Here is a 16,483-nt window from a genome sequence, read left to right as displayed (position 1 = left end):
AACCACACACTGGATAGTGACCTGCAAGAAGAGATCATTACCCAGGTGGCGCTGGGCAGTTTGGGGTCACTGAATGGCAAGGCAGTACCTGACTGGCAACGACAGGCGGAAATAGCGGCGCGGCTGCAAACCGAAGTGGAGGAGTTTGTTTAGACTGCGGTTTAATGAAGGGTTGTTAAGCTCGTTGGCTGCTGGCTGCTGGCTGCTGGCTGCTGGCTGCTGGCTGCAAAAGTACAAGGGGCCTGCCTTTTTCGGGCAGCGGGAAGCGGGCAGCGCTTACTGAAATGTCGAAGTTATTAAATGACAGTTCCTAAGTACAAATTACTAACTGGTTTAAGCTGGATGAAATGTTTGATTCCAGGGCTCTTTCTGCAACATCCTCTGATCGGGAAAAACCTGCAAATCCTGATAGATACTCAAAGTAAAGCTGCTGTACTATACGTTTTTTGTAATTTGGTGATACGACAGTTCACCGTCTTACTCAGCAATCATTGAATGAAAGGTTTTGCATGTACTTTCGACGTTCCCCTGTTTCCATGACTGTCTTTGCTGCCCTGGTTTCTGTCAGTGGTCTGACCTCCGCTGCTACGATTGACCTCCGGGTTGTTGAAACAACCGACCTTCACGCCAATGTCATGGATTTTGATTATTACAAGGGCAAGCCCACCGAACAGTTTGGACTTGCCCGTGTCGCAACACTGGTCAAACAGGCCCGTGCCGAAGTTGAAAACAGTGTTCTGGTAGACAATGGCGATCTGTTGCAGGGCTCGCCAATGGGCGATTACATGGCCGACAAAGGCCTTGAGCAAGGGGATATGCACCCGGTCTACAAAGCCATGAACCTGCTCGACTATGACGTAGGCAATATTGGTAACCACGAGTTCAATTACGGTCTGGACTTTCTGAATGAAGCCATTAATGATGCCCGCTTCCCCTATATAAGCGCTAACGTGGTGGATGCCAAAACCGGCAAAAACCTCTACCAGCCTTATCTCATCAAGAGCCAGCAGTTTAAGGATTCCGATGGCAAGCTGCAGACCGTTAAGGTTGGCTACATCGGTTTTGTACCACCACAGATCATGCAGTGGGACCGTAAACATCTCGAAGGAAAAGTGGTCGCTTTCGACATTGTTGAGTCTGCAAAAAAGTTCGTTCCACAAATGAAAGCCGAAGGTGCTGATATTATCATTGCCATTCCACACTCCGGCATGAGCAGCGAGCCCTACAAAGCCATGGCGGAAAACTCCACCTACTACCTTTCTCAGGTAGAAGGCATTGATGCCCTCATGTTTGGCCACTCCCACGCCGTTTTTCCGGCAGAGGCTTATGCTGAGATCCCCGGCGTAGATGTGGAAAAAGGGACGATCAACGGCGTACCCGCGGTTATGCCAGGTCGCTGGGGCAGCCATCTGGGGCTGGTTGATTTGAAACTGGACAACCGCAGTGGCAAATGGGAAGTGGTTGATGCCAGGGCAACCACACGCGCTATTTTTAATACCAGGACCAATACCTCCAAGGCTAAGTCTTACAGGGACATAGTTAACATCATCAAAAAAGAGCACCTGGGCACCCTGGAATTTGTTAACCAGCCTATTGGCAAGGCTTCTGATCAGATGTACAGCTATCTGGCACTGGTGCAGGACGACCCCACCGTGCAGATCGTGAACAATGCGCAGATAGATTACGTTGAGCGCTTTATCCAGGGCGATCCTGATCTGGAAGGTATTCCTGTTATCTCCGCTGCTGCCCCTTTCAAAGCCGGTGGTCGTAAAAATGATCCGGCTGGCTACACCGAGGTGGAAGCAGGCACCCTGACCTTCCGTAATGCTGCCGACCTGTACCTCTATCCCAATACACTGGTTGCTCTGAAAGTCACCGGAAAAGAGGTGAAAAACTGGCTGGAGCGCTCCGCAGGTCAGTTCAATCAGATCAATCCTGAAAGTACCGAGCCACAACCGCTGCTGAACTGGGATGGTTTCCAGACCTACAACTTTGACGTGATGGATGGGGTTGATTATCAGATTGATGTGACCCAGCCCGCCCGTTTTGATGCAAACGGTATTCAGGTAAACGACTCTCACCGTATCATCAACCTGACTTACCAGGGTAAGCCGGTGAAAGCGGACCAGGCATTTATTATTGCTACCAATAACTATCGCGCTTATGGCGGTGGTAACTTTGCCGGAACGGGGGATAAGTTTGTCGCGTTTGCTTCTCCTGATGAAAACCGTACGGTTCTTTCTGCGTATATTACGGCTCAGACCAAAAAGAACGGTCAGGTGATACCAGGTGCTGACAACAACTGGCGTCTGGCACCCATCAGGTCAGACAAAAAACTGAACATTACCTTTGAAACCGGTAACTCCAAAAGCGCAGAAAGTTTCATTGCAAAACGGGCAGCTTATCCCTTGCAAAAGCAGGGGCAGGATGAAACAGGTTTTGCGGTGTACCAGATTGATCTGAGCAAGTGACACTCCCCGCACTCCCGGCCCTGCCGGGCGTGTTTTCGCTCAATAACGTAATAGCAATTCCACCTTCTAAACATGAACTTCGCAGCCATTTTGAACAGCTGTATCTTTGCCAAGCTTCCTTTTGTACTCATTGTACTCAGCGCTGCGTTTCCTGACGGGCCTGGCGAAATCGGGATCATTCTGGTAGCGCTCTTTTTGGCGCGCCCTTTGGCTTGTCCTTTTGCGCTCGGCGAAATCAGGATCATTCTGGTAGCGCTTCCTTTGGTGCTCCCTGTTGCGCTCCCTTTCGCGCTCGGCGTAAGCGGGATCTTTGCGAAGCTTTCTCATGCTCTCCCTATGGCGCTCCCTTTTGCTCTGCCTTTGGCGCTCAATCATTGAAGAGTGATCATCAACAATTTCTGTTGCCTGGGTCGTTTGGTTATCACTTGTAGTTTGGTTCAGGTTTAGCGGGCTAACTACAGTATATGATCGTAAATATTGTGGTTTAGAGAGTAAGTCAGGAAGATTAGTTAATGGATAATCTGGATTCGAATGGCTCGCTGGTGTTGGCTCCCTAATTTCAGGATCACTCCCTGATAAGCATATCTGCTGAATAAGAGGAATTTTTGGTCTTGATGATGGTTCATCGGGTTTATCAGGTTTCCAGGGTACATATTCATCAAGAACTGATTGTGGTATTTCAGGAATACCAGTGCAAAAACAGTCTGCTGTCTCTAAAAGTGTTAGAGGTTTAATGTTATGTTTAATCAATGAATTAACAGGATCAGCGTTATTTTTGGCTATATCTGAATGGTTATGGTAAACAGGAAAAGAAGTATCCAGCGTCTGTACAGACATTCCTTGATATGTCGGGGATTGTTCGCTGGCATCAAATCGATATGTTTGTTCTATTAAATCTAATGAGTCGGAACAAAGTTCGTCAAAAGCAAGATCGGATAAAGGTAAGCTACTAAAGAAATCCATTGAATTACTGGATTGTTGAATTGTTGAATTACAGCTTAAGACTACTCTTTCTTATAAAAGTTCCTTCCTAACACAAAACATTCAATATTTCAGTGAAACCTGTTATCAAAGGCTGATCAGATATTCAGGAACGTGGTTCTAACTGGCATCCCGTGATTTTTCCGTCAGCCGGTAGACAATTGACCAGTCCAGCGGCTTTTTGAAAAATGGATCCTTGCTGTTTTCCAGGAAAGCCCGGCGCAGGCTGTGGTAATCATAGTGATCGTTATCAAAGACAACCATGTGGTCTGTTTTGTCCAGGCAGAACGGACATTCCCTGATCCGCGCAACCATTCTGGGCTGGAGCTGCTCAAAAGCTGGAATGGCCAGGTTGCGCAGGTATTTTTGCCAGGGTCCCCATGTTCTCAGGAAGTCTTCCAGGGCATCTTCAGTACAGTGTCGTTCGATATCCATGGCGGCCTGGTTAATATGCCACGGGTAAACCCGGCTACAGGCTCTGAACAGCATGTCCCGAGTTGCGCCCGGCAGGTTAAAGCGCTTGCGCAAACCAATCTGATAAGCCAGCTCTACTTCAATCGGACTGACGAAATTCATGGTGTTTATATGACGTCTGGCAATCTCTTTCACCGCATCCAGAATCATCATTTGCCGACCCAGGGCGCGCAATTCTTCGGGGTCGCTGTGCTGCTGCATAGCCATGGTTTCTGCTGATCTGGTCAGCTCCAGTGTTTCCAGGTCATCCAGAGCCAGAATAACCCGGTCGTCACAAGTGCTGGTGGCATGGTGTATGCGCATCAGGGCGTTTTCCTGAATCTCTTGATTACTGCTGAGCAGCGATATGACCCCTAACACCCGCTGGGCCAGAATTGGTCGTGTTATGAGGTTCTGGTAATCCGCAGTACCGGTCAGGCGTTGCAGATAATAAATCAGGCTTTGCATCTGATCAGGCCGCAAATCCAGTGTTGGGGGGGATGTGCCAGACTGTGCAAGATTCTCCCAAAATATAAAAGCCTCTTCAAACGTATCAAATGTGTGCTCTGGCACCCCCTCCGGGTCAGATACATAAAATTGCATGCCTTCTGGTTGTTCATGTTGAAGGCGGGCGATTTGCGCTGCCGACAACCCGGTATTTTCCAGATAAACCTTGCGTAGACGCAATTCCTGACCGTCCGTCCTCCAGCCCAGTTCTGTAATCCAGTGAGGCAGGGCGGTCAGGCTAACGCAGCCAGAGAGATCAAGATCGCCACCGAGCTTGATCCTGGCAGGCAGTTCACTCAGGTTGGTGCAATCTTTCAGGATGAGGTCGCCACCTATTTCCAGTCGAGTATCTGACGCTATTCTCAGTTCAGTGCAACCTTCAAGGATAAGGTTTCGGCCTACCTTGAGGGTTTGTGGCAGCCACTCCAGATTGGTACAACCCTTAAGGTATAGATTTTCCGGTATGTTCATACCATTGGGCAGTTCCCGGAGACTGGTGCAGTTAATAAGGCTAAGGGTCGCCAGTACCGAGAGATTTTCCGGCAGTTTTTGCAGATTGTAACAATCGTTAAGAAACAGGCTGCGCCTGACAATCAGGTCATCGGGCAAATATTTAAGTCCGGTGCAACCGTTGAGCAGAAGGTTCTCCCCCACAAAGAAATTTGTCGGTAAAGTTTCCAGGCTATGGCATTCGTTAAGCTCAGCACTCAGTCCTACGGTAAGGTTTTCAGGCAGAGCCCTGAGGCTGGAGCAAGCCTTAAGGAAGAGGGTCCGCCCCACGAAGAAGTTTTGCGGTAACTCAGGCAGTTGGCTGAAATCCTCAAAATCAACACTGAAGAGCACGTACAGGTGTTTCGGAACAGCCTGAATCCTGCTGCGCTGGGACCGGCTGAGAGTGGGAAACAGGTCGCCATTAATTTTATAGCAGAGGTTATCGGAAACATTACCCTTCTTCATCAACCGGATCATTTCGGCCGGGTCGGTCTCCCGGACTTTAATGACTGAGAATTTCGATAAAAGTTTAACGTTATGTGGGAACAGTGCATCAATGGACAATGAATCGCGGCGTATAAGATTTTCTGGCACTGGGCCGTTAGCGTCAGTACCCGGACATTGCGTCGTTTCATTTACACTCGTACCAATATTGTGTGCAGGGAGATTGCCCGGTGATGTTACGTTCATATCATCATTTTATGGCTGTGAGTAATGTATAAGGATCACAACTGATTGATGAAGTTCACTTTTTCTTGCCGCTGCCCAAGGACTTGAAAACTTTTGTCTACCGGCCGTTGTCCTTTTAGCAAAATATTATGCCAGGCTCTCAGATAGTGAAGTTATCACCATCGACGTAGTTGTTCGTACAAGGGCTCCCAAGAGTAGAGTCTTCAATGGAGAAGCAGACTATGGTTACTGCGCTGCCAGGAAAAAGCACTTGTATGGCTTTCAGGGGCATTTGCTGGTTGAAGCACGGGCATACCAGTAGGATTCACCCTTACTGCAAAAATGATACGGACAGGCGGTGCCAGGTGGGTATGAGAAGCCAACCGCCAGCCCCCTCATCAAGCGCAGGGAGAGGGCCGGGTGGATGTTGCCATTATGAAGATTTCCCTAGGAGCCTGTCCGAGAATAGACTACCCTACTGCGGTGGCAGCAAATTGGTCTAAAAAGTCGGAAATTTTTAGCAAATAGAACCACTATTCACTAAAAATTTCCGACTTTTTATCCTCAATTTTCTGCCATCCTCGCTACGGGCGCTATTCTCGGACAGCCTCCTAGCGGGAGCGCTTTTTCGGATGAGGACTGAAACGTTTGGTACTGCCTTTGACTTTCCTGGCCTGCACTTCGTTCTTTTTCAGCCGATCCTGCGGCTTTTTATGGAAGGCGGGTGCGGGTGACAGGTCCACCAGTGCGGCAAGCGCGTCGATATCCTGTTTTTCCAACTCCTGGAACTGCCCCTGACGCAGGTGATCAGGAATGATCATGCTGCCAAAACGGACCCGCTTCAAACGGCTGACTTTCAGATCCTGGGATTCCCAGAGACGGCGGACTTCACGGTTACGCCCTTCAAGAATACAGACGTGAAACCAGTGGTTAATGCCAGTACCGCCGGAGTCCACAATATCGGTAAAACGAGCCATGCCGTCTTCCAGCTCGACACCTTCAAACAGGTTTTTCACTTTCTGCTGGGTAATATCACCCATGACCCGCACGGCGTACTCCCGCTCAATGGAATGAGAGGGGTGCATCAGGCGGCTGGCCAGTTCGCCATCGTTGGTAAACAGCAGCAGACCGGAGGTATTGAGGTCCAGACGGCCGATGGAGATCCAGCGCTCGCCCTTCAGTTTAGGGAGTTTATCAAAGACCGTTGGACGGCCTTCTTTGTCAGAACGGCTGCAGATTTCGCCTTCCGGTTTGTTATAAGCGATGACACGGCGAATACCAGAGGCGTAAGCGTCCAGCTTAATAACCCGGCCGTCCACGGCAATAACGTCGGCCAGGGCTGCACGGTCGCCAAGGCTGGCTTTGACACCGTTGACGCTGATGCGTCCTTCAGTGATCCAGCGCTCCATCTCACGGCGTGAGCCAAGGCCAGCGCCCGCCAGGATCTTTTGCAGTTTTTCGCCCTGCGGAGGGAGTGTAGTTTCTGTGGTCATGGGATATCGGCGGGGTCTCCGCCCGGAATTTAACAAGAGGGAACGCAGTATAACGGGAGGTTCGGGTACAAACAATCCGGTTGAGCCGCAGTGAAATAGAGTAAACAGGTGAAATAAAGAAGAGGAATGGAACCTGATAATCATTTTGTGGTCAAACGGCGGTGTTTATAGCCTCAGCTAGCAGGGTTTTATTCTGAAAACAATTTTACCAGCCTACTACCATGCACAGTCTGCTCTCTGGGTTGACCAGAGAGCCGGTTTCAGCGGGATGCCAGAACACCCCGGACATACATTTAACGGTAAAAGGGTCGCAAACTATCAGCCTTATAGAATGGCCGCTGCCCCCCCGGATTACGGCAAGTTTACTGAGGATGACTTCTGGGGGAGAAAAACATTATATGGACATCGAATCACCCCGGCCAGTGTGCTTGCAGCCTACGGAACTGATAGATCGTCTCTTAGAAGTGGCTTCTTCCTGCTCAAACTTTGCCTGCAGAACATTCTTTATGACAATAAAAGAGTGACTCCGGAACAGGTGATTCAGGAATTCAACCGGAAACCAGATCAAAACAATAAGTACCTATTAGCGATAGCGCGCTTTAAGTCGGAATGCTGCCTGAATGGCCTGGCGTTAAATGGCCAGCCGGTCACACCAGATGAGGTAGTTAAGGGTTATCAGGACCTTAAAGCAACACTGGAGCTGGCACGCTTTAAGTCGGAATGCTGCCTGAAGGGACTGCTGTTGGCTGGCCAGCCGGTCACAACGGCTGAGGTGGTTAACGATTTTCCGGATAGTCCGCAAGGCAAACTGGGGATAGCGCGCTTTAAGTCGGAATGCTGCCTGAAGGGCCTGATGTTAAATGGTCGCCCGGTCAGACCGGATGCGGTAGTGAAGGAGTTCCCGGATAGCCCGGAAGGCAAACTGGGTATAGCGCGCTTCAAAGAGGAGTGTTGCATGAGAGGGATGGCGTTGAATGGCGAGCCGGTCTCACCGGATGCGGTGGTGAAGGATTTCCCGGATAATCCGAAAGGTCGGCTGGGGATCGCGCGCTTCAAAGCGGAATGTTGCCTGAAACGCCTGCCATTGAATGGCCGACAGATCACATCGGAGGAAGTGGTTATGGGCTATCAGGCAGTCGGGGCAAGATTGGAACTGGCGCGCTTCAAAGCCGAATGTTGCCTCAGGGACCTGCTGTTGCATGGCCGACGGGTCACGCCGGAAGAGGTGGTGGAGGATTACCCGGGTAGTCCGGAAGGCAAACGGGGAGTGGCGCACTTCAAAGAGGAATGTTGCCTGAGAGGGCTGCCGTTGAATGGCCAGCAGGTTTCACCGGATACGGTGGTTAACGGTTACCGGGCCAATAAATCAGTACTGGGGCTGGCACACTTTATGGAAGAGTGTTGGCTGAAGGGGCTGGCGTTAAATGGCCAGCCGGTCAGACCGGATGCTGTGTTAAAGAGTTTCCCGGATAATGATACCGGTGGCAAGCTGGGAAGAGCGCGCTTTAAGGAACTGTGTTGCCTGAAGGGCACGGTGTTGAATGGCCGACAGGTGACCCCTGATGAGGTGATTGAGGGTTATCAGTCAGCCAATGCAATGCTTGAGCTGGCACGTTTCAAAGCGGAATGTTGCCTGAGGAACCTGATGGTTAAGGGCCAGCAGGTCACACCGGATACCGTGGTCAGGGATTATAAGGCAGCCAGGGCAACTCTGGAGCTAGGGCGCTTCAAAGCAGAATGTTGCCTGAGGGGGCTGCATTTGAATGGCCGACAGGTCACACCGGATGCCGTGGTTAAGGATTATGAACGGGGGGGGTGGTTGCTCGAAAGAGCGATTTTTTATTCCCGGTTGGCATTGAATGCCAGAGAATTGAATGGCAGCTATCTGGATAACCTGAAAGTACTGGAAGCGTATAATGAAGCCCCCGGAAATCATGCCGCAAGGCAGATTGAATACCTGATGCACAGGTTGCAACAACCTCAGCGATACGATGAAAGCAATGATGCTCAGGATGCCATCCAAAAGGCCTGGCAACTTCTGGACAGCATATTGATCAAAGATAAGCAACAACGATTGCGATGTAGATTGATCTTCATGGCTATGCAGAATGGATTGACCATTGATCACCAGAGATTGTCCGCAGAACAGGTATTGCATTCCATCCAGACACTGAGGCCCTCATTTCAGAATTCGCGCATCTATTTCTTTTTCCTGAAACACTGTTATATCACTGGACAGCCTGTTTATGGACGAAGAATCCAAAGGCATCAGGTGTTGGAATGCCTTAAGGGTTTTCCTGAAGGAAGTAAACTGCGCCATGCTTTAGGGCGCGACCTTGAACAGTGCCTCTACGAAACAGGCACAGGGGATAAGTTTCTGTTTAATCCGGAAAATGCTGTCGCCAGTGATAGTCGGTACAGATACGCAGCCTCTGCCAGTCAGCATGTCGCTGCTGTTGCCGTTCGTAGAGAGTGCCCGGTATCGTACAGACCTGAATCGTATAGACAGACCACAGATAACTTCCGGTCTGGCTTTGGTCATGAAAACAGATATTCCGCCAACGGTGTCAATAACGCCGGATATGGCTATAGAGGCCAACTGCCTGTCGCGATCCCGGTTTTAGAATACCCTGGTCGAAGAGAAAGAGCGGTTGAAGCATCCGTGGCCAATTTCGGCAGGGAACATCCATTCCCTTACCCGCCCCGTGAGTACTGGTGTGAAACAGAAGAAAATACGTTCACTACAGGCAGAGCGGTTTTTTTGGATCATCAGGTTCCGCAGTTAAATTCGCTAACGCTCAGAACACTGGAGATTATTCAGGTAATCAATGACGCTTATCCCTGTCCCCCCATCCTGATTACCGGTTCCTATGCCCGTTACTTACAAAACCGCTGCTCATCATACAACGACATAGACCTTATTTGCACGGCAGAAGAGCCTGCCAGAGTCCTGTTTGGAGAGCTGCGGACATTGAATGTCGACAGGGATTCAGAAATCCCCCAAAGTGTCATCATCGGGCCAGTCCCGGGATGTCCGGCGATTAAACTGCCAAAAGCTTTCAATATCAATCTGACAGACGGTGATCTGGGTGCCAGGGCAATGGGGCTGCAGGTCAGCGTGGACGACAGAGTAGGTCATCAAAACGCGGCACGACTGGCCGTTCAAGTTCCCGGCGTAGAGAAGTTGGTGTGGTGTTTGTCGTTTGCTGAAGAAACCAGGTTGTTGAACGATACGCTGAAATTTCTCACCGATAACCTCGATCCGCTCACTGAGCAGTTGCAAAAAGGAGCGGCATTTGCCTTGCCCCGAACCATTCTTTTTAACACCCCCCAAAACACCAGTGACCGTATTTATGGTTTGCTGATACGCTCTTTGCTTACCCTGAATAAAGCCCGGCAGTTTATTGCACTGCACGCTCAAGGAGACCCCGGAAACCCGGACGACCGGACAAACCAGGGGCAAGAGCGCCGACGCCTTTATGCATTGACTCAGAATCTTCACATGAAATTGCTCAGCCATCTGTGGCGTAAGGGTTTTGAGCACAGAGTGAATGGCTGGCTATCGGCCTTTCAGCCAGTTAATGATTACCAATGCAAGAAAAAGGAATTTGTCAAAACACTGCTTGCGCTGATGCACCCTGAATAAGGAAAACCCAACTCGATGAACTCTGGTTGCATCGGTGTATTGAGCGACAGCAACCTGTGACCCTAACGAACCTCATAGTTGAGCACGATTTCATAGCGGCGTTGGTCCCACCCGACATATTCAGGAGCCCGTGGAAAAGGACTGGCAGTTTTTATCAATTTTATAGCGGCGCGATCAAACTCTCTTATGCGCGACGGTTTGGTAATGCTGCTCTGCAACAGCGCCCCGTGGCGATCGATTACAAACTCCACCATCACGTCTGCCTTGAGGCGTCGACGCTTTAACAGCCTGGGATTTTTCTTTCTGGCGAGCAAGTGTTCCAGTACATAGCTATCGAACGCAGCTTCACGAGCACCGCCTTCTGTGGTTTTCTGCCTGGTTTCTGTCTGCTTTAATGGCGCTTCACTGGAACCACTGACACCTTGATGACCCGCCTTCATTGCAGGCCGGGCTTGTTGAGGCGTCGGCTGTTGTTCGAGTTCAGGAGGCTTTGGCAAAGCCTCAGGTTTTTTTTCAGGCTGTTGCTTTATGTCAGGCTTCTTCTGTGGCTGTAATATTGGTTTTCCAGTGGTTTGGGGCGGCTGTTGTTTTACCTGCTCCGGTGCAACCTCTTCGACCTTTACCGTTTCGGAGTTCAACTTGGGTAACGACTCACTCACTGGCTGTGAATTAAACGTGCCTGCCATTGCTGTCTGAATGCCAATGCTGATAACGTTGCTGTTCGATGGCCTGGCCACCGGGATCTCGGCACTATCTTCTGGCATCGCCAAAGCCATGCCAAAATGAATGAATAAAGACATCCCAAGATATATCGGAAACCTTGATGACCAATCTGCACCCATCTGCCGCAAAGCTCCCATTAAATAGTGTTAGTCGAGAGCTTACCGACATTGCTGGTTGCGCAAGCTTCGTTAATCTGATCTTCAAACGACTTTAGTCGTTTATACACCGACATCAGCTCAACGATGGTGGACCAGCTGTTAATCAAAAAGTGCAAAGAGCCTTCAACGCGGTTAAATGCCCGCAGAATCTGTTGCATCACGCCGAGAGTGATGACCCCGCCAACAATGGTTGGCACCATGACCACATAGGGGACAATGGACGACAATTGTAAATACGACCACTTGGTCAGGTCGAAGTACAGGTAGTGCTGATAGATCGCAACATAGTTTGCCCGGACGTGGAGAAATAACTCTTTGACGGACTTGGGCTGAGCCCGGGTTTCGTCATCTTCACCCAAAACCAGCTCTTTGCGCAGAGCGGCTTCGGCTTTCTGGTTGTTAAACTCAAGACCTGGCAGCTTAACCCCAACGACAGCCAGAAGCACGGTGCCAACGATGGACGTCAAAATAGCTACGTAAATGAGAACATGGTCTACCTGGCCAATAAACGGCACCTGATTAACCTTCTTGCTCAACTCCCACAACAGCGGTTGGAACATGGCAAGGGTAAAAATTGAACGCAGCAGAGAAACACCAAGCCCTTCAACAATTTTTGCAAAGCGCATGGTGTCTTCCTGTACTCGCTGCGATGCGCCAGCGAAAAACATAATGCCTTAAGAAAAACTCAAGAAAGACAGCAATAGCGATAAAAACCACGGATATCTTGCCAAAGGTCAAGAGATGGCTGAGCAACTCCTTTTCAGTAACTGATCCCGGATTGGAGAGAGCACTCTGAATCGCGTTATAAAAGTCACCGAACCAGCTGTTGATATCCACATCAATCTCTGCCTTCATCCAGGAGGCGGCGAAGATCAACAGGGTGCCCGCCCAGGACCAGAGGCGCCAACGGGCATCAAGAAAAAAACTTTTAAACATAGTCCATCTACTTCTGTGAAATATTTATAACAACTGCTAAAAAACCGGCTGCATTGTTGAATCAGGATTGCCTGGGTAAATCCACTGTCACGATCTGGTTGCTTTGTGGAAAAATCTGTTTTGTCAGAGACTTCATGGCCGTATGGTTCACCTGCTGGTGCAGCTCAGACATGCTTTCGAGATACTCTGGTGAATCGTACCGGGCAAAACTGAGTGCCAGCCTCCTTAGCCAGGTGTTGTTGTCTTTTAGTCGAAGACTTTCGGCAAAGGCGATGTCCTCACGAATTCGGGCAAAGTTCTCGTTGTCTAATGGTGTGTTCAGATTAGCCAGAACCCGGTTAGCGGCGTTAAGCAGCTCATCAACCCTTTCCGGTGCAGTGACAAAGTGCAGGCGAGTGGTTACCAGGCCCCCCTGGTCCAGCAGCATCTCAAACTGCAGCCGGTAGACACCACCGAGCTTATGTCATAATTCATTTTTCAGAGCCTTCTGGATAATCGGGTTAAGCGTTGACACCAGAAAACTGGCTTCCGGACTCCATGGCATTGTGCTGATGCCTTTTACTGTCACTGTCGCCTTGTTGTCATTGTGGATCTTGCGATCTATTTTTTGGTGGCCACCGGGCTGGCGCTCGTTGCTTATAGCCGTTGCCTTCTGCCGGGGCAGCCCTGCCAAATAGGGGATCACGGATTCGGTAATGGAACCTTGGGCAAGTTCACCGACAATAAATAACGTAACAGGCTGCTCACTCAATGCCTGAATCTTTTGTTCCAGCATTGGTTGTGTCAGTGAATGGGGTTGCAGGGAACCTGATGCGTCAACATTCACAAGTGATGCACCTGCTGTCGTTGCCATTGAGCCCGATTCTGCCAGAATTTGGCGGTTCAACTGCTTAAACTCACGCTCAGTTATGCGCCAGTGTTTATGATGCGCCGCATACAGCGCCATCAATGATGGCAGTTTTTCCGGCTGAATGAGTGCACTCAGATCAAGCTGCTGTTGTTTTTGTGACCATTGCCACTGTACTCCCTGTTCGGCTTTCCAGGCAGAAACCTGGGTTGCGGTAGCAAAAGAAAAATCAGCCTGTTCCCAGACCTGGGCCGCAACCCGACTTAACCAGGCAGGCGACTGCTGGTTTTCATAGCCCGCACTGGAAAGCATTTTTATATACAGGTTCCCATCAGCGGTTGGTCGGTTCAGCCAGACAACCGAGTCACCATTGTCCAGCGTCCATCGTTTAACTGACGTTTTATCCCAGGCCTCAGGCTTGATTGCTGTCCCGTGGTGCTGTTTATCTTCTGGCCAGTGTATTGTTGTCTTTTCTTTTATGGCTGGCGCACTGACAATTCGACTTGAACTGTAAACTTCATAAGACAATGGCTTACTGGCAATGCTACTTTGTAATTGATCAATGTGTTGTTGAGATGGCAGGTTGCGCGCCATGGCTCCCGGAACTTGATAATAGACAAACTGGTCATCAGCACTGAGCAGAGTGCGCAAGCGTGCGTTTAATTCATCCAGCGTCATGGCGTCAATCCACTGCAGGTTACGTTTAGCCCGGACGTTATAATCTTCCAACATACCGTCTTGCATAATGGCCGTTGTTATTTTGTCTTCCCATTGCTGAAAGTTGCGTAGGGAAGCAGCCTCAACATTGTTTGCAATCGTCTTTTTCGCTTTCTCTTTCAGTTTCTCCAGTTCAGTCCGGCGTAGTCCGTTCTGCTTCAGTCGTTCAATTTCAGTCAGCACCGCAACCATCCCTTGATCGTGGTTAGCGGTACGAGCTGCCAGGGCAACTACCAGCCGTTCATTGGTCGACTCTTTGAACGTCATTGAAAGCGACTCGATACCCTGATCAGCGTGGGCATCCAATTGCGAACGCACCTGACTGACCGCCAGCTTTCTGAGAAAGTAATTTTGTAAGCGCTGGTATAGCCCGGCCATTCTGTCATAGGGTTGCAGCGGGCTACGAAAACCCATGGACACCATTGAGGTCACACCCTGAGGATCCTGAACTTTGCCGATAAAGCGCTGCTTTTGCAGGGGCAGTTCCAGATAATCCCTCTCAGGCTTGGCTTTGAACGGTTGTTTCCCAAAGGTATCGGCTATGGCTTTTTGGAGTGTTTTTTCATCAATATTGCCAGAGACGACCAGGGTCATGTTGGCAGGAACGTAAAACCTGGTGTAAAAATCTTTGATATCCTGCACCGCTACTTTTTGCACATCTTCTGCCAAACCAATGGTGGGTCGTTGTACGTATCGGGAGTTATTGCGAACGATGGCTTTTTTTTCGTTATTAATGCGCTCAGCCACACCGGTACCCAGCCTCATCTCCTCGATAATGACTTTTTTTTCAACAGCCCAATCCTGTTCCTGCATGGCGGCATTAAAGGCAATATGATATTGATGAACGGAACTCCCAAGGCCGGAATTTGTGCGAAAAACCATATGCTCAATAATGTGGGCCATACCTTTTAGTTCATCGTCAACCGAGCCCACATTGACAATCAGGCGGAGGTTGAAGGGGGCGCTTTCCTGATTACTGTCGTGCACAACATATCGAAAGCCGTTGTTCAGCGTTTGTACGATTAGCTGGTCATCCCACTTTGGTGTTTCAGTCGCCTGGGCGAATGAAGTTATGAAGGCTGAAGCAACACAAACAATTATTGTTGTATGTATTTTTCTTCGAATAAAACACCAAAAATTCCGCATGTTAGCAACTGCACCAGTGTTAGAAGGATTATGGTTCCGGGTTAGTTGCAAATGATAATGATTCTTCCGGCTTGCAGAGTTACCTGTCCGTAAACGGGTTCAGTGGTGAAACCCGTTGGGAGTCAAAGATTTCGGTGCAGCATAGTGATGCCAGCAGAAACTCGCCCAATTATCAGTATCGCTGGTCCGGTTCTACGGTTGACTGGTGTGATGCAACGAACTGTTATGAAGGCGGCGTTGGTGACCTTGAACAGACACAAACGGATTACACCTGGAATTTTAAGGCAAGCTCTCCGTTATTTTCTGGCGATGTTAATTATGGAGCTGAATTAAAAACAATCGAGGCTCAAAAAAACCGCTCTGCCGATTACAACTCCTTCGGTTTGCAAAAAAGTCCTGTCAATGGCGTGGACTGGAATTGCCCCGCTGGTGACCCATCCTGTAAAGCCGACAACGCTGCGAGACAATACATAAACTATGCCGCCCATGATGCCCGGGGCGGATCAATAGTCAGGCGCTGTGGAGTGAGTACTCTCAGGCGCTTGGTGCCTGGAATATCAGGGCTGGCCTTCGCTACTCCCACGATGATTTTCTTGATAATCATAATCTCGCCCCAAGACTCACGGCTGCGTGGGAGTTTATGGACGACACATTCCTGACGTTAGGTGCTAACCGATATTACGCTAAAAGCATGGTGGGTTACGCTATCAAGTCACAAGAGCCTGATCGCACGATTTATCGCCGTAACTACAATACGGCTACTGGCGAGCTGGGGGACTGGGAGGTTTATCGCATTACTTCGCCGACAGATTATCGGGAGTCTGATCTGGATACACCGTTCAGTGATGAGTTGACTGCCGCATTGACTATTCCAACTCCCATGGATGGTAATGTTCGATTGAAAACCGTACTGAGAAAAAATCGGGATCAATTCTCCCGCAGCGATAAAATCATTGGTGATGATGGCAAAAGCGTTCACTATGAAATTGACCTGAATACCAAATATTTGTTCTGGGACGCGCCTGATTCCAAGGCGACGCTGGATCTGCGTGTTACTAACCTGTTTAATAAACTGCCGCACACGGACACCACAGCAGGCAAGCGTTATCAGATGGGACGCGCTTATTGGGTTGGGCTGAGTTACACACTGTAATGGTCACAGGTCCTGATTTGACTCATCAAAATATTATTCCAATGACTGAACCTATTGAGAACGCAAGTTGTCTATGGGGAATAAATATCTA

Annotated in this window: 9 protein-coding genes and 1 pseudogene; 3 read left to right on the top strand and 7 right to left on the bottom strand. The window is 49.5% G+C overall.

The features are described from left to right. Positions 1–509 precede the first annotated feature (509 nt). Complete coding sequence (locus tag ACO6VE_RS18385) at positions 510–2,471, top strand: bifunctional 2',3'-cyclic-nucleotide 2'-phosphodiesterase/3'-nucleotidase (protein ID WP_422462771.1); 1,962 nt, start codon at positions 510–512, stop codon at positions 2,469–2,471. A 66-nt stretch (positions 2,472–2,537) separates the two neighbouring features. On the opposite strand, the gene ACO6VE_RS18380 is transcribed toward ACO6VE_RS18385, so the two are convergent. The 3 genes from ACO6VE_RS18380 to rluB all read right to left on the bottom strand — a co-directional run bounded on the left by ACO6VE_RS18380 (position 2,538) and on the right by rluB (position 7,066). Continuing rightward, a complete protein-coding gene (locus ACO6VE_RS18380) occupies positions 2,538–3,434 on the bottom strand; it encodes a hypothetical protein (RefSeq protein ID WP_422448621.1) in 897 nt (298 codons plus the stop codon). A gap of 138 nt (positions 3,435–3,572) precedes the next feature. Beyond that, positions 3,573–5,594 (bottom strand): NEL-type E3 ubiquitin ligase domain-containing protein, encoded by a 2,022-nt coding sequence (locus ACO6VE_RS18375; protein ID WP_422462769.1) that lies wholly within the window; start codon positions 5,592–5,594, stop codon positions 3,573–3,575. Between the two features lie 590 nt (positions 5,595–6,184). After that, positions 6,185–7,066 (bottom strand): 23S rRNA pseudouridine(2605) synthase RluB, encoded by an 882-nt coding sequence (gene rluB / locus ACO6VE_RS18370; protein ID WP_422448617.1) that lies wholly within the window; start codon positions 7,064–7,066, stop codon positions 6,185–6,187. Positions 7,067–7,334: 268 nt separating this feature from the next. Here rluB and ACO6VE_RS18365 point away from each other — a divergent pair, with 268 nt between their 5' ends. Further along, entirely contained in the window at positions 7,335–10,712 is a 3,378-nt protein-coding gene (locus tag ACO6VE_RS18365) for a hypothetical protein (RefSeq protein ID WP_422462767.1), read from the top strand. A gap of 62 nt (positions 10,713–10,774) precedes the next feature. On the opposite strand, the gene ACO6VE_RS18360 is transcribed toward ACO6VE_RS18365, so the two are convergent. From ACO6VE_RS18360 to ACO6VE_RS18345, 4 genes and pseudogenes are all read right to left on the bottom strand, one after another. Beyond that, positions 10,775–11,512, bottom strand: a complete 738-nt coding sequence (locus ACO6VE_RS18360) for a TonB family protein (RefSeq protein WP_422448613.1) — start codon at positions 11,510–11,512, stop codon at positions 10,775–10,777. 59 nt (positions 11,513–11,571) lie between these two features. Next, a pseudogene (locus ACO6VE_RS18355) lies at positions 11,572–12,448 on the bottom strand (SbmA/BacA-like family transporter). A gap of 142 nt (positions 12,449–12,590) precedes the next feature. Further along, positions 12,591–12,956, bottom strand: a complete 366-nt coding sequence (locus ACO6VE_RS18350) for a hypothetical protein (protein WP_422448611.1) — start codon at positions 12,954–12,956, stop codon at positions 12,591–12,593. Between the two features lie 36 nt (positions 12,957–12,992). Continuing rightward, a complete protein-coding gene (locus ACO6VE_RS18345; protein ID WP_422462765.1) occupies positions 12,993–15,080 on the bottom strand; it encodes a M16 family metallopeptidase in 2,088 nt (695 codons plus the stop codon). 799 nt (positions 15,081–15,879) lie between these two features. Between ACO6VE_RS18345 and ACO6VE_RS18340 the strand changes: the two genes are divergently transcribed. After that, the gene (locus ACO6VE_RS18340; protein WP_422448605.1) at positions 15,880–16,392 is read left to right on the top strand and encodes a hypothetical protein; all 513 of its coding nucleotides are present in this window, start codon (positions 15,880–15,882) and stop codon (positions 16,390–16,392) included. Positions 16,393–16,483: the final 91 nt, after the last annotated feature.

Origin of the sequence: Endozoicomonas sp. ALB115, assembly GCF_049310245.1 — a bacterium.
Lineage (GTDB): Bacteria > Pseudomonadota > Gammaproteobacteria > Pseudomonadales > Endozoicomonadaceae > Endozoicomonas.
This window is presented reverse-complemented; position numbering and strand designations above follow the sequence as displayed.

What these genes read in the sequence shown, in the direction of transcription:
- ACO6VE_RS18385 (WP_422462771.1), top strand. Translation starts at nt 510, where the DNA reads ATGTACTTTCGACGTTCCCCTGTTTCCATGACTGTCTTTGCTGCCCTG.
- ACO6VE_RS18380 (WP_422448621.1), bottom strand. Translation starts at nt 3,434, where the DNA reads ATGGATTTCTTTAGTAGCTTACCTTTATCCGATCTTGCTTTTGACGAA.
- ACO6VE_RS18375 (WP_422462769.1), bottom strand. Translation starts at nt 5,594, where the DNA reads ATGAACGTAACATCACCGGGCAATCTCCCTGCACACAATATTGGTACG.
- rluB (WP_422448617.1), bottom strand. Translation starts at nt 7,066, where the DNA reads ATGACCACAGAAACTACACTCCCTCCGCAGGGCGAAAAACTGCAAAAG.
- ACO6VE_RS18365 (WP_422462767.1), top strand. Translation starts at nt 7,335, where the DNA reads ATGCCAGAACACCCCGGACATACATTTAACGGTAAAAGGGTCGCAAAC.
- ACO6VE_RS18360 (WP_422448613.1), bottom strand. Translation starts at nt 11,512, where the DNA reads ATGTCTTTATTCATTCATTTTGGCATGGCTTTGGCGATGCCAGAAGAT.
- ACO6VE_RS18350 (WP_422448611.1), bottom strand. Translation starts at nt 12,956, where the DNA reads ATGCTGCTGGACCAGGGGGGCCTGGTAACCACTCGCCTGCACTTTGTC.
- ACO6VE_RS18340 (WP_422448605.1), top strand. Translation starts at nt 15,880, where the DNA reads ATGGACGACACATTCCTGACGTTAGGTGCTAACCGATATTACGCTAAA.